The organism is Bacillus cereus group sp. BceL220 (assembly GCF_051776965.1).
GTDB lineage: Bacteria > Bacillota > Bacilli > Bacillales > Bacillaceae_G > Bacillus_A > Bacillus_A cereus.
This window is the reverse complement of record NZ_JBPWBC010000012.1, coordinates 17,327-33,616: the sequence shown is the minus strand read 5'-3', so window position 1 is coordinate 33,616 and position 16,290 is coordinate 17,327. Positions and strand designations below refer to the sequence as shown.

The following is a 16,290-nucleotide window of genomic DNA, read 5'->3' as shown; positions in this document are numbered from 1 at the left end:
AATATGAAGTTAAACATATGGTTGAAGTTTATCATTTTAACGACTTTAATAGTACTCCCTTATCGACAGGTGGAAGCACAGGAAACGGTACAGTTTAATGAGAAGAAAATACAGAAGCATATAGAAGAACAAATATCTCAAGCGGGTATTCCTGGACTTTCAGTAGTAATTGTAAAAGGAAACGAAACGATTTATAAGAAGAATTATGGCTATGCCGATACAGACAAAAAACGTCAAGTTACGAATGAGACGCTTTTCGAGCTAGGTTCTACTTCAAAAGCTTTTACGGCATTAGCTGTATTGCAGCTAGAAAAAGAAGGGAAAATTAAACTTAGTGATTCTTTAACTAAATATGTTTCATGGTTTGAAATGGAGTATAAAGGCAAACCTTATGAAATTACACTTTATGACTTATTACACCATACTAGTGGAATACCGGAAAAGGCCATTGGATATATTCCTATAACCAATGGCAAAGATTCTATTGAGAAAACGATTAGAAATGTTATGCCAATAGGACTAAACCGAGAGCCGGGTAGCAGTTTTGAATATTCTACGGTTAACTACGATCTATTAGGCTTAGTAATCGAGAAGGCAACTAATCAATCATTTGAAAGATATGTTCAAGATCATGTGCTATCAAAGTTGGATTTATTGAGTACATACGCTGGACGTGAGATGGCCCCATTAGATAACATGGCCCAAGGTTACAAGCGTAATTTCTTACAATCATTACCCTATGACGCTCCTAATTATAGGGGGAATACACCGGCTGGATATTTTATTTCAAATATAAATGATATGGAAAAATGGTTAAAATTACAGCTTGGGGTTGAAAAGCCTAGGATGTTTCCGGAGGAATTGATTAACGATTCTCATAAAGCGAATAGAAAGGTTGCCCCAGATAACAATGGAGCTTCATATGCAGCTGGATGGGAGGTCTATCAAAGTGGTGGAGGGGAAATTTCACATGGTGGAAGTAACCCAAATTATTCATCGTATATTGGTTTCCGTGATGAGGAACAGATAGGGGTCGTAGTATTAGCAAATCTGAATAGTAATTACACTTACTATATTGGTAGCAGTCTTTTAAATATGATGATAGATAAAGAAGTTAAACCGTTACTCTATGATGAATATAAGAAAACAGATCAAATAGGAACAGCCTTATTTGTGATCTCATCTTTGTGTTTACTAACGTTATTGGTCATGTTATTTCATTTAATCAGAGAGATTATTTTTAGAAAAAGAAAATTTATATTACCAACGGGAAAAACATGGTTACATATGGTATTAGTTGTTGCGATATATGGGCTAATGATTTATGCACTCTATCAACTACCAAATCTCTTGTTTGGAGGGCTTCCGTGGGCATTTATAAAAGTTTGGGCTCCTTCAACTGTTGTACTTGCAATATATGCAATTGCGGGGGTGGGTTTGGCCTATGTTATCCATACATTCTTAAATCTGTGTTTTCCAAGACAAAAGGGAAAGTCGCTTTTGACATTAATTGTTTTGGGGCTAATATCAGGATTTGGTAATGCCTTTCTCATTTTTGTGATTAATGAAACGTTTGTTAGATCGAATAATTTGGAAAATGGCTTGTTGTTTTACTTTGTACTTGGAATCGTTATGTATGTCTTTTCACAACGTATTATTAGAACTAGCATTGTATCGTATACAAACGAGCTAGTTTATGAAAAAAGGATGGAATTAACAGATAAGTTGTTACAGACTCCTTATTACAAATTGGAGTTGATTGAGAAGGGCCGAATAGAGGCGACATTAAATAACGATACGGAAGTTATCTCTCGTTCTCTCAATCTATTAGTTACTGCTGGAACAAGTTTATTAACGTTACTGTTTTGTTTTCTCTATCTTGGTGTAATGAATATGTATGCCTTTTTACTATCCTTGTGTATCATCTTTATTACTGCAGGGGTATATTCTCTGATCGGACGGCAAGCAGATAAAGTTTGGAATGAAACAAGAGATATTCAGAATGTATATTTTCGTTTGATTGGTGATCTAAGGCATGGTTTCAAAGAGCTTAGGCTTCATACTGGAAAACGAAACGATTTTCGAGAAGTTATGAATGAAAGCTGTAATAACTATCGTGTTAAACGAACGATAGGAGATATTAAATTTGCAAATGTGTTTGTTCTGGGAGAACTATTATTCATTTTTGTTATTGGTATTGTAGTTTTCGTATTTCCAGAAATTTTTGTTAATATGCCGAAAGAGACGATAAGTAACTATGTAATTGTTTTTCTGTATATGACAGGTCCAGTTAATGAAATACTGGGCGGTATCCCTCAGCTCGTAAATGTACGTATTTCTTGGCAACGTATTCAACAAATGGTGAAAAGTGTAGATCATATAAAGGCAAATGAGCAAATCGCGACAACAAAAGAGTACTTAGATGTGCCAATTTGTTTGCAGCTACAAAATGTAAGTTATAAGTATAAGAATAAAGATGGAGATTTTACTGGTTTTGGTATTGGTCCAATAGACATGGAGTTTAATTCTGGAGAACTAGTCTTTATTGCTGGTGGTAATGGGAGTGGAAAATCTACTTTATCAAAACTGATTACTGGGTTATATGAACCTAATGAAGGTAACGTTTTATTAAATGGAAAAGAAATAGCTCCAGAGGAATTGAATCAATACTATTCAGCTATCCTTAGTGATTTTCATGTTTTTGATAGGCTATATGGGATTAATACAGAAGGAATGAAAGCAGAAATCGATCATTATTTAGAACTTCTCCAACTGAGTGACAAGGTTGGCATTGAGAATGGGCGTTTTACTACTACGCAACTATCAACTGGACAAAAGAAAAGGTTGGCATTGCTGGTTACGTATTTGGAAGATCGACCTATACTTTTATTTGATGAATGGGCAGCGGATCAAGATCCTGGTTATAGACGCTTCTTTTATGAAGAATTGTTACCTCAAATGCGAGCGAAGGGTAAATGTATTATTGCTATTACTCACGACGATCAATATTTTCATTTAGCAGATAAGCTTATAGTGATGGAGATGGGAACTGTGAAAATGAATAAAACAAAGGAGGCATTATCATGAGTAAGGAAATTAAATGTGTTGTTTGGGACTTAGATTGTACAATTTGGGATGGTGTTTTATTAGAGAGTGGTACAGTTACTTTAAAACCTGGAATTTATGAAATTATATGTGAATTAGATCGACGTGGAATACTGCAATCAGTTGCTAGTAAAAATAACTACGAAGATGCAATAGCTAAATTACGGGAATTTGGAATAGAAGAGTATTTTTTATATCCAGAGATTCATTGGAACTCTAAATCTAGTTCCATTGAGAAAATTAGAAAAAATTTAAACATAGGTATTGATACTTTTGCGTTCATTGATGACCAACCTTTTGAATTAGAAGAAGTACAGAGTGTTCATAATGATATTCTGTGTATACATGTAAATGAATATAAGTCGTTATTAGACTTGCCACGACTACAACCAAAAAGAATTACAGAAGATTCACGCCGTCGAAGACTGATGTATTTAGAAAATCTTAAGAGAACGAAGGATGAAGAAGAATATGAAGGCCCAAAAGAAGAATTTTTAGCTTCACTTGGGATGAATTTTGTGATTAGTGAGGCTCGTGAGGAAGATTTGCAGCGTGCAGAGGAGTTAACAGTACGTACGAATCAATTAAATTCGACTGGTATTACCTATGATTATGATGAATTAAACTATTATCGTAATCATCCAGATTATTTATTATTAGTTTGTGAGTTATCAGATAAATATGGCTCCTATGGGAAGATTGGTTTAACACTTGTAAAAAGGACGGAGGAAGCCGACTGCCTAAAACTTCTTCTCATGTCTTGTCGTGTAATGTCCCGTGGCGTTGGTACTATACTCCTCACATATCTAATGGAAAGAACAAAACAGGCAGGTAAACGCTTTTTGGCTGAGTTTCGACAGACTGACCGTAACCGTATGATGTTTGTTACGTATCGATTAGCTGGATTTAAGGAAACTAGCAACGAAAATGGAATATTAATTTTAGAACATAATCTTGAGAATATAAATCCTTATCCTCACTATATTAATATACAATTTCCGGAAACACCAACGGATGTGGATAGAGGGGAAGTGGAAATATGCAACAAACAATTGTAAAGCATTCTCTTACGCATCCACAAAAAAGAGTTTGGTATAATGAACAAATTTATCCAAACACATCTATGTATAACATCGGAGGGATGGTTCTTATTAATGGGGAAATTAATTTTACAATTTTAGAAAAAGCAATTCAATTATTCATTAAGAAAAATGATGGTTTACGTCTACGGATTTTTCAACAACATAGAGAACCCCACCAATATATATCACCATTTGAACCTACACCAATACGTTTAATTGATTTTTCAAATCATCATAATCCAAGTTTAGAAGCTAGAAAATGGGCCCAGGATGAATTTCAAAAACAAATTCCACTTGAAGGAGGCCCTCTGTTTGAATTTGTGCTCTTGAAAATAAGTGATGTAGAAAGCTCCTATTTTGTTAAGTTTCATCATATTATAGCTGATGGTTGGACAATCCAACTTATGACGAGTCAAATTATCGATTTTTACTCTAAGTTAAAGAATGATGAGCATATAAATGATTCGGTTGAATCTACTTATCTGTCTTATTTACAAGCAGAGGAGAAATATCTGGAATCCCCTCGATACGTAAAAAATAAGAATTATTGGAATGAGAAATTTATGAATCTGCCAGATTTCTTTTTATCAAAAACATCTCATTCTCTAGAAGGGAAACGAAAGATATTTTTAATTGAAAAAGAAAAATCGGTTGCACTACAGTCTTTTATACAAAAACATAGAATATCTATGAATACATTATTTTCAACCTTTATGCTTATTTATATTCATAAAATGTATGATCAATCAGACATAATTATTGGATCTCCTGTACTAAATCGTTCCGGCGTACTAGAAAAGAAAATAGTGGGTATGTTTACTAGCACAATGCCGTTACGGTTAAATGTGGATGAAGATGAGAGTGTTCTATCTTTCATTAAAAGAGTAAATCATGAAATAAAACAATGTCTATTTCACCAGCGTTATCCTTATAACTTATTGGTAAAAGACTTGCAATTGACTAGTAAAGGATACGATGGTTTATTTCAATATAGTGTGAATTACTATAATACAAAACTTAAAAATACTATCGATGGATTTTCTTTAGAAAACGTGGAGTTTTATAGTGGCTACCAAGCCTATTCATTGCAGTTAGTTATTAAGGAATGGGCAGATGAAGGTTTAGAAATTCAATATGATTATAAAGTCGCGGATTTTGAAGAAGATCAAATCAATTGTATGCATGAGAGGTTTTTAGCTTTAATAGAACAAGTTTTACGTAATGAAGATCAATCAATAAAAGAATTATCTTTGTTATCGGATGATGAACAAAAGTTTATGTTAGAGAAATTTAACAATACAGCTGTTGTGTATCCGAAAGAAAAAACTATTCAAGAATTATTTGAAGAACAAGTAAAACAGACACCAGAAAAAATAGCAATCCAACATGCTGATAGATCAATGACTTATCTTGAATTAAATAAGAAATCTAATCAATTAGCAAGAAAGTTACGAGAAAAAGGAGTCGAAAATGGTCAAGTCGTGGGTATACTAGCTAAACATTCACTTGAGATAGTAATTGCAATTTGGGGAGTTATTAAGGCTGGAGGTGCATATTTGCCTATAGATCCTTCCTACCCAGAGGACCGAATTCGTTATATTTTAAATGATAGCGGCACAACATTACTTTTAACTGACTATACAAATGAGGGTAATTTAGAATATTTAGGTGAGAAAATTAATATATGTGATCAGAAACTTTATGAAGGAGATAATGCCAATCTAACCCTAGTAACTGCACCAAATGATCCAATATATATAATTTATACCTCTGGAACCACGGGGAATCCTAAAGGAACTGTAATTACTCAACGTGGATTGGTTAACTATATTTCCTGGGCTAAAAAGAACTATATTAGTAGTGAAAATGATGTTTTTGCATTATATTCATCCGTTTCTTTTGATTTAACAGTAACTTCAATATTCACTCCTTTAATAAGTGGTTTATTGTTAGTAATATATCATGATAATGAAGATGAGTTTATTTTGTCAAAAATCCTAAAGGAAAATGTAGTAACAGTGTTGAAAGTTACGCCTTCACATTTAGCATTGTTAAATAACTATTCACCCCCAAGAGTTTCATCTCTTCGCAGATTGATTGTGGGTGGAGAGGATTTGAAAACCTCAGTAGCCGAAAAGATATATGATCTTTTTAGCGGTAAAGTTGAAATAATTAATGAATATGGACCAACTGAAACTGTGGTTGGATGTATGATTCATCGTTATGATCCAGATCTAGATCGAAGAGCATCCGTACCAATTGGTACACCAGCTGATAATGTTCAAATATATTTATTGGATAAGAATCTTCAGCCGGTTCCTATTGGTGTAAAAGGAGAAATTTATATATCGGGTGATGGGGTAGCTAAAGGTTATTTAAATCGTTCGGATTTAACAGCGCAACGTTTTTTATCCAATCCATTTATTTCGAGTGAGAAGATGTATCGAAGTGGTGACTTAGCTGTTATGTTGCCAAATGGATTAATCGAGTATCAAGGGCGGATGGATTCTCAAGTGAAAGTTAAAGGATATCGTATTGAAATAGGGGAAGTTGAGAATGCACTTTTACAACACAAGTCGGTTAAAGATGTAGTAGTGGTGAATTGGCAAGGTGAGGATAATTCAAACCATCTAGTTGCTTACATTGTTTTGAAAGACAGTGTTCAAAATATAGAAATACGCAGCTTTATTTCGCATATGCTACCAAGTTATATGATTCCTTCATTTTTTATCTATATGGATCAGCTACCGCTTACTATTAATGGAAAGGTGGATCGTCAAGCGTTGCCAGATCCGATGTTAAATAACGGTTCTAACCATACTCTTTTAGAAGAAGTAGATGAAGATGTTACTGGAATGGTTAGTGAAGTTCTCAAGGAAATATTACAGACTGATAGAATCGAATTGCATAGTAATTTTTATCATTTAGGTGGAGATTCTATTAAAGCGATCCAAGTGAGCGCTAGATTACAAGAACTGGGATGGAAAGTTAGAGTTAAAGATGTACTAAATTATCCAGTTGTAAGTGAATTGGCAGCAATGTTAGTTAAACAAAAAGATGTTACAGTCTCACAAACATTGGTAACAGGAAAGGTAGAGCCTACTCCTATTATGCGTTGGTTCCTTGATCAACAGTTTAAAAACCCGCATCATTGGAATCAATCGGTATTACTGTCTTTGAAGAAGCCGGTTAAAGAAGAATATGTTAATGAGATGTTAAATACGATCATGCATCATCATGATTTGTTACGGCTAAGGTATGAGGATAAGCAGGATTACTTCTATTATGACGAAGATATGTCGATTGTTGATTCTAAGGTTACCATGTTTGATTTGTCTGGAATTCCAATTGAAATGGCTTTGAATCAGGTTCATATAAAAGGCGAAGAGTTAAAAGGAAGTTTAAATTTGAATGTAGGACCATTATTTAAAGGGGCCTTATTCCAGCTTTCAAATGATCAACAGTTGTTGTTATTAACTGCACACCATCTTATTGTTGATGCTGTGTCCTGGCGTATTTTAATTGAAGATGCAAACCGATGTTTGAATAGCTTGTATTTAGGAGAAGTTCCATCGCTACCATTAAAAACTAATTCTTTCCAAGATTGGTCTGAAGCTTTAAATAGTCGAGGAGTTAATTTAGTACGTGCTGAATTAGATTATTGGGAATCCATAGATAACACGCTAGATAATAATTTTCAAATTAATAGAGAAAAAGAAAATAGTACTGTTGAAAGTTGTACTACTCTTACCTTTACATTGAATGCAGATGATACAAGAAAACTATTAACTACTGCAAATGTACCTTACAATACACAGCCAATGGAGTTGTTACTTGCTGTGTTGACAGAAAATTTAGGTAAATATACAAACCAAGATCAAATTAAATTTGAGCTAGAAGGTCATGGTCGAGAGGAATTATTTGAGCATCTTGATATTTCACGTACAGTAGGGTGGTTTACGACGATGTATCCTATTGTATTACAAGTTTCGCATAATATTGCTAATCAAATAAAGAGTGTTAAAGAAGAAGTTCGTAAAAGACCTAATAAGGGAATTGGATATGGAATTCTTAAAGAGAGGTTTCCTTCTTGCAAAGATTTAACTCAAAATACAATTCGTTTTAACTATTTAGGAGAGATAGATAATTCTCTCGGGGATGGATGGTTTACTATTGTTGATTATCAAAGTGGCAGTGAACAATCAAAAGATAATCATATTACTGCATTATTAGATATTGTGGCCATGGTTAAGAATAAAAACTTAGAAATTCATGTGACATTTAGTACAAGTCATTTTCAAAAGAATTTTGTAGAAAATTTATTTTCAGATTATCTAGAACGACTACAGATATATATCCAATCCTGTTGTCAAATGCAAACAAAAGAATTTACTTCATCAGATTTTGAAACCTTAAACCTTAGTGATGAAGAAATTGATAATTTGTTTGACTAAACAACTATTTGATGAAAATTTTATTTAATAAAGGAGAAGTCACTTGAGAAAATTAATGAAAGATTTATCGCCAGGATTGAATAGTAACAAATATTTGGTTTGTGTTCCTTATGCTGGGGGCTATTCGAATTCTTTTTTACCTTTAAAGAATTATTTGCCGAAAGATATAAAACTTATTTCATTTGATCCCCCAGGCCATGGTCCCAATCTTTCTCCACTAGTTGATAACATAGATGATCTTGTTAATTTATATTTAATGGAGATGCAACCAATTTTAGAGGGAGAGGTTACATTATTTGGCCATAGCATGGGAGGAATTATAGTTCACCGTATGGCTCAAATTTTAGAAAGTAAGGGCATAAATCCTAAAAATGTTATTATCTCTGCTATGAATCCACCGGAAATAAGAAGAAAAACAAATCATCTAGACGATAAAGACTTTATAGATTATATAAAGTCTTTGGGAGGATTACCGGATGAAGTATTACAACATCAGGAGCTTTTAAATTATATCCTTCCAGTTATTCGATCAGACTTTCGTGCCATTGAGAATTATATAAATGATGACACAACATTGTTGAAAGCACCTCTATACATTATTAGTGGAACAACAGACTCTAATTATACAGTAAAAGGGGCTAAGAAGTGGGTAGAATGGGGCAATGAGGTTCATTTTCTAACAGTTAATGGTGGTCATATGTTTTTACTACATCAAGCTGACATCGTGGGCGAGTTAATTATGAAAATACTAGATAGGGTAAAATCTGTGAAGTAAAAAAATTAAGAGATGTATCTGAGTAAGAGAAAAGTGCATTTCTATGCTTTATGTTGAAACTTCTATCGTTAAGTAGCAATCCAATTGGTCGTCATTGGGAGAGTTTTATTACCGAGGAAGAAAACTCCCAATGACGAGTATGATTGTGCCCCTCATGATAAAACGGATCGGTCTATAAGGGACATAACCAATAAATATGTAGTATTTAGTATCAATATCATAGAGAATGGTGGGAAGAAAAAATGCTTGATAAATTTACCCAGCAAGTTTTATTATCTAGTGAAAAATTTAAAAAGGAAAAAGAATATTGGTTAGACAAGTTATCAGGTGATGTTGAGTTAAGTAGATTTCCTTGTGAGTGTTTGTCTTTAAATAATATTCTGGTTTCTAAAGAAAGTTATTATTGTCAATTCCCATCGGATATTGTGAAGAGAGCTGTAGCAATTAGCAATAATTCTGATATGTTACTGTACACTATTTTATTATCAGGTGTGAAATATCTCTTAAGTAGATATACCGATAAGGATGATGTAGTAATTGGAATGCCAGCTTTTAAGCAAGGTCAAGAAGAGACGGTTTTTCAAAACAACTTTTTATTATTACGTACTCAAATAAATCAAGAAGATACTTTCAAAGAAATAATATATAAAATTAAAGAAACAATTTTAGAGTCAAATGAATATTGTCATTTTCCTTTTAATAAACTTACTCAATTATTAAGTCTAGATGGAGAGAGTAATAATCATCCCTTATTAAATACAATAGTAATGTTAGATGATATTCATTGTTATGAGAGTACAGATAAAATAAACTCTGATATGGTTATTAGGTTTATGAAAAATGAAGAACAGTTAAAGGTTCAAGTGGATTACAATTCTACTTTATATAGTGAAGGATTAGTTGGTAGAATAGTTAATCATTTATATAATATTTTAGATATATTAATGAAAGATCCAAATAAATCTGCAATGGATCTAGATGTAATGTCTAAAACAGAAAAGAATCAAATATTATATGATTTCAATCATACGACTAGAGTTCATAAAACATTACTTTGTGAGACTGTAACAGCTCCTCAATTGTTTGAAGAGCAGGTAAAACAGAATCCTAATCAAATAGCGATTGTATGTAATGAAAAAGAAATTACATATAACCAATTAAATATAAAAGCTAATCAGTTGGCGAGAAGGTTATTAGACCAGGGAGTTAAAAGAGAATCCATTGTTGGTGTGATGATGGAACGCTCTATTGAGATGATTGTAGGCATATTAGGTATCTTAAAAGCGGGTGGGGCGTATTTACCGATTGATACCGATTTACCAAAACAAAGAGTGGAATACATGCTGACAGACAGTGGGTGTTCACATGTACTAACATATCAAAACTCTATTATAAAGGGAGTAGCATTCCAAGGTAGTGTAATAAATCTAATGGATATTCCTTTTGAAGAAGAACAAGTAGAAGATTTGCAGTTAACGATGGAACCTCACAACTTGGCATATGTTATTTATACATCAGGTTCTACAGGCCAGCCCAAAGGGGTAATGATTGAACATCGTTCCTTAACGAATTTTGTGTGCGCAATGTATGAGGGCTTCTCTCAAGATATAGGGATAACTGATAACGTTCTATTCTCTAGTAGCATCTCTTTTGATGTTACCATATTTGAAATATTTGTCCCATTGGTATATGGCGCAAGAATGACTATTTATCAAGGTGAGAAGTTTGATGTACCAAAACTTGTACAAGTCATTCTTGAGGAACAGGTCACGTTAGCATATATTCCACCTACTTTATTAAATGAAATATATGATTATTTTGTAAGGGCGAATCAGAAGATATTATTAAATAAACTTTTCGTGGGAGTAGAACCAATTAAAACAAAATTACTCGCAAAATACGATCATCTATTTGAGGGGAACCTCCAAATATTAAATTTATACGGACCTACTGAGGCTACAGTCTGTTGTACATCCTATCGATATGAGAGTGATAAAGAAATTACAACACAAAACGTACCGATAGGTTCGCCATTGTTAAATACTAAAATTTATATATTGGATTCATTTCACAGGATACAACCTATAGGTGTTCCAGGAGAAATATATATTTCTGGCATAGGGTTAGCTAGAGGATACATCAATCGAAAAGAATTAACAGCAGATAAATTTATTGATCATCCATTTGAACCTGGTGAGAAATTATATAAAACAGGAGATATAGCGAGATGGCTACCTGATGGTAACATTGAATACTTGGGACGAGTTGATCATCAAGTGAAAATAAGGGGATATCGAATAGAGCTAGGTGAGATAGAAGCAAGTTTGTTAAAATATGAGACAATCAAAACCGCCGTAGTAATACAGCGAGAAGATGAAAGTGGAGAAAAGTATTTATGTGCGTATGTAGTTACCGGAAAAGATATTCCTATTTCAGAGGTAAGAGCATATTTAGCAACAAAGTTACCATATTATATGATACCTCAACAGATCATACCCATTCAAAACATACCGTTAACACAAAACGGAAAAATAGATAGAAAAAAATTACCTCAACCTATTTATAATTTAAAATCTAGTCATATAGAGCCGACAAATTCTACAGAAAGAAAATTAGTTGAGATTTGGAAAGATGTTTTAGGAATTCAAAGGGTAGGAATACAGGATAACTTTTTTGAGATAGGTGGTCATTCATTAAAGGCTGCTAGGCTAATTTCTATCGTTAATAAAGAATTTAATGTGCAATTATCTATTAAATCCCTATTTAAGTTTCCTGTTTTGGTTGATTTTTCAAAATGTATATTGGAAATGGAAAAAAGTAATTATATTTCCATAGAACCTATAAAACAACAAGAGTATTATTTAGCTTCTACGTCACAAAAGAGAATGTTTATAGTAGATCAATTCGAAGATGGTACAAATACAACTTATAATATGCCCACAATACTTAAAGTAGAAGGGGATATTTGTAAAGATAAGTTTGAAAATATATTTCAATCTTTAATGCAAAGACATGAAATATTAAGAACTTCTTTTCAAATTTTAGATGGGGAATTAGTGCAGAAAATTGAGCCTAATGTAGAATTCAATATTGAATACGTTCATGTAAATGAAAAAGATGCGGATTATTTAATACATGAGTTTATAAGTCCATTTGATTTATCAAAACCTCCATTATTAAGGGTGTTGCTTTTAAGGATAGCAGAAGAAAGACATATCCTTGTAGTAGATATGCATCATATAATCTCTGATGGTTTATCAATGGGGATATTAATAAAAGAGTTTGTAGAATTGTATAAAGGAAATGAACTTCCAAAATTGAGAGTGCAGTACAAAGACTATGTGATGTGGCAAAATGGAACTTACTATAAGAATCTAATTAGTGAACAAAAGAATTATTGGTTAACAACTTTAAAAGGAGAACTCCCGGTTTTAAATTTTCCAACCGATTTTCAAAGACCGACTATACAAAGCTTTAAAGGTAAGGTTTGCTCCTTTAATTTGGGAACAGATTTAACTTTTAAAGTAAATAAGCTAGCAACTGAAACTGGTACCACGCCATATATGATTTTATTAGCCATTTATAACATACTTTTATCTAGATACACAGGTCAAGAAGATATTATTGTAGGTTCGCCAATTGCTGGAAGGTCTCATTCTGATACTAATCATATGATTGGTATGTTTATTAATACTTTGGTAATGAGAAATTATCTAGAAAATGACGATGAATTTATTGAGTTTTTGAGTAGATTAAAACTCAATACATTAGAAGCTTATGAAAATCAAGACTATCCTTTTGAAGAACTATTAGAAGGTTTAGACTTGCATAGGGATACAAGTAGAAATCCATTATTTGATACCATGTTTGTTTTTCAAAACATGGATATGAATCCAATATCTATTGGTGAATTAGAATTTACACCGTATCCGTTTAAGCAGTCAGTTTCAAAATTTGATTTGTCATTAGTAGCAACGGAAATAGATAATAACATTCATTTAAAAGTAGAATATAGTACTAAGTTATTTAAAGCGGAGACAATAGAAAGGTTAATGGTACATTTTACAAATATAGTTGAGGAAGTAACTATTAACCCTAGAGTACGATTGCGTAATATTAATATGTTATCTGTAGAAGAAGAACATTGTATTATGAATGAATTTAACAAAAAAGAGAATTCAAATTCTAATCATTTATTAGTGCATAAAATGTTTGAAGAACAAGTAAAACAGAACCCTAATCAAATAGCCGTTGTATGTAATGAAAAAGGAATTACATATAATGAATTAAATATAAAAGCTAATCAGTTGGCGAGAAGGTTATTAGACCAAGGAGTTAAAAGAGAATCCATTGTTGGAGTGATGATGGAACGCTCCATCGAGATGGTTATAGGTATATTAGGTGTCTTAAAAGCAGGTGGGGCGTATTTACCAATTGATACCGACTTACCAAAACGAAGAGTGGAATATATGCTGACAGACAGTGGGTGTTCATATGTATTAGTACATCAAAACTCTATTATAAAGGGGATAGAATTTCAAGGTAATGTAATAGATCTAATGGATATGTCTTTTGAAGAAGAACCAGGAGAAGACATGCAAATGATGATAGAACCTCACAACTTAGCGTATGTTATTTATACATCAGGTTCTACAGGACAACCTAAAGGAGTAATGATTGAACATCGATCCTTGACTAATTTTTTGTGTGCAATGTATGAAGATTTCTCTCAAGATATAGGGATAACTGATAATGTTCTATTCTCTAGTAGTATCTCTTTTGATGTTACCATATTTGAAATATTTGTCCCATTGGTATATGGCGCAAGAATGACTATTTATCAAGGTGAGAAGTTTGATGTATCAAAACTTGTACAAGTCATTCTTGAAGAACAGGTTACATTATCATATATTCCACCTACTTTATTAAATGAAATATATGATTATTTTGTTAGAGATAACCAGAAGATAGTGTTAAATAAGCTACTTGTGGGAGTAGAACCCATTAAAACAGAATTACTCGCAAAATACGATCATCTATTTAGGGGGAACCTCCAAATATTAAATGGATACGGACCTACAGAGGCTACAGTTTGTTGTACAACTTATCAATATGAGAGTGATAAAGAAATTACAACACAAAACGTACCGATAGGCTCGCCATTGTTAAATACTAAAATTTATATATTGGATTCATTTCACAGGATACAACCTATAGGTGTTCCAGGAGAAATATGTATTTCTGGCATAGGGTTAGCTAGAGGATACATCAATCGAAAAGAATTAACAGTAGATAAATTTATTGATCATCCATTTGAACCAGGTGAGAAACTATATAAAACAGGAGATATAGCGAGGTGGCTACCTGATGGTAACATTGAATACTTGGGCCGAGTGGATCATCAAGTAAAAATAAGGGGATATCGAATAGAACTAGGTGAGATAGAAGCGAGTTTGTTAAAATATGAGACAATCAAAACGGCCGTAGTAATAGATCAAGAAGATGAAGCTGGAGAAAAGTATTTATGTGCATACGTAGTTACCGAAAAAGATATTAGTATTCCAGAGGTAAGAGCATATTTGGCAACAAAGTTACCACATTATATGATACCTCAACAACTCATACCAATTCACAATATACCATTAACACAAAATGGGAAAATAGATAGAAGCAAGTTACCGAAGCTAAATCCACTGGACAATAGTAATTATGTACCACCAAGAAATGAAATAGATAGTAATTTAATTGATATTTGGAGTAGTATATTAGGCGTAAATAATATTGGTATAAATGATAATTTCTTTGAATTAGGTGGTCATTCTCTTAAGGGACTAAAGTTATTCGAAAATATCAAGAGAATGTTTAATGTGCAACTGCCATTAAGTTTATTATTTCAAAAGGCTACTATTGAACAATTAAGTGATGTAATAGGTAGGAATAAAGGAATAGACAGTGAGTGTTTAATTCCAATTCAAAGTGGAACAAACAAGGATAGTCAATGGTTCATTGTTCATGGGCAAGGCGGGGGTATATTAAACTATTATGATTTGGCTAGAGAATTAGGGGAGGATAAGACTGTATATGGGTTACAATCTATAGGATATGATGATAGTAGATTTCCAAACTTATCTGTAGAGGAAATGGCGGTAAGATATATAGAAGAGATTAAACAAGTAAAAAGGGAAGGGCCATATACCTTATTAGGATGGTCTTTTGGAGGAATAGTTGCATTTGAAATGGCTAGAAAATTAGAAGAACTAGGTGATAAAGTTAGTTTTCTAGGTTTACTTGATGTTCATCCTATTGAACAAGGTAAGGAGATTCTTAGTTTAAATATTAAGAATGCATTTGAAGAATTGGGAAAATTCAATGATCAGTTAGAGATTGAGAAAATTAGTTTTGAGCAAATGAGTGAAGAACAACTAATAGAATCTTTACTGAAAAAATTTACATTGAATGAAAATAGTTGTCAGCAAAAATTTGAAGATCCAATGATGAATAAGTTAAAAGTAATGATAGCTAATAGATATGCATACCTAAAATATAATTGTAAACAAAAAATAAAAGCAGATATCTTTCTATTTAATGCATCTATTAATGACATTCACCCACTAGTAGATTATAACAGATGGAATGAATATACATCAGGGGAAGTATACGCTTTGCAAGTGCCAGGTTCCCATCTGAGTATGTTAGAGAAACCGCATATTCATGAATTGGTAAAGAGTATAAAAAAGAGTTTTAAACAAATGCTCTTATTAGCACATGTAAATAAGTGAAATGTTTTTTTTAAAATTGTACACTATTAATTTTCTAAAAGTCTCATAAATTCGTGTATAACATATTATGAGGCTTTTTTCTTTGAGCCTATTCA

The 16,290-nt window shown here is 32.6% G+C and carries 5 protein-coding genes; all 5 read left to right on the top strand.

Features of this window, described 5'->3' with window-relative positions; translation table 11 throughout:
• Positions 1–3: 3 nt before the first annotated feature.
• The 5 genes from ACS2FK_RS24005 to ACS2FK_RS23985 all read left to right on the top strand — a co-directional run bounded on the left by ACS2FK_RS24005 (position 4) and on the right by ACS2FK_RS23985 (position 16,195).
• A complete protein-coding gene (locus tag ACS2FK_RS24005; RefSeq protein WP_063549858.1) occupies positions 4–3,087 on the top strand; it encodes a cyclic peptide export ABC transporter in 3,084 nt (1,027 codons plus the stop codon).
• Complete coding sequence (locus ACS2FK_RS24000) at positions 3,084–4,163, top strand: HAD-IIIC family phosphatase (protein ID WP_000031545.1); 1,080 nt, start codon at positions 3,084–3,086, stop codon at positions 4,161–4,163. The genes ACS2FK_RS24005 and ACS2FK_RS24000 overlap by 4 nt, the downstream gene beginning before the upstream one ends.
• The gene (locus ACS2FK_RS23995) at positions 4,145–8,641 is read left to right on the top strand and encodes a non-ribosomal peptide synthetase (protein WP_063549860.1); all 4,497 of its coding nucleotides are present in this window, start codon (positions 4,145–4,147) and stop codon (positions 8,639–8,641) included. The genes ACS2FK_RS24000 and ACS2FK_RS23995 overlap by 19 nt, the downstream gene beginning before the upstream one ends.
• 43 nt (positions 8,642–8,684) lie before the next feature.
• Positions 8,685–9,416, top strand: a complete 732-nt coding sequence (locus tag ACS2FK_RS23990; RefSeq protein WP_001228849.1) for a thioesterase II family protein — start codon at positions 8,685–8,687, stop codon at positions 9,414–9,416.
• A 242-nt stretch (positions 9,417–9,658) separates the two neighbouring features.
• A complete protein-coding gene (locus ACS2FK_RS23985) occupies positions 9,659–16,195 on the top strand; it encodes an amino acid adenylation domain-containing protein (RefSeq protein WP_063549862.1) in 6,537 nt (2,178 codons plus the stop codon).
• The last annotated feature ends 95 nt before the right edge of the window (positions 16,196–16,290 follow it).

What these genes read in the sequence shown, in the direction of transcription:
- ACS2FK_RS24005 (WP_063549858.1), top strand. Translation starts at nt 4, where the DNA reads ATGAAGTTAAACATATGGTTGAAGTTTATCATTTTAACGACTTTAATA.
- ACS2FK_RS23985 (WP_063549862.1), top strand. Translation starts at nt 9,659, where the DNA reads ATGCTTGATAAATTTACCCAGCAAGTTTTATTATCTAGTGAAAAATTT.
- ACS2FK_RS24000 (WP_000031545.1), top strand. Translation starts at nt 3,084, where the DNA reads ATGAGTAAGGAAATTAAATGTGTTGTTTGGGACTTAGATTGTACAATT.
- ACS2FK_RS23995 (WP_063549860.1), top strand. Translation starts at nt 4,145, where the DNA reads ATGCAACAAACAATTGTAAAGCATTCTCTTACGCATCCACAAAAAAGA.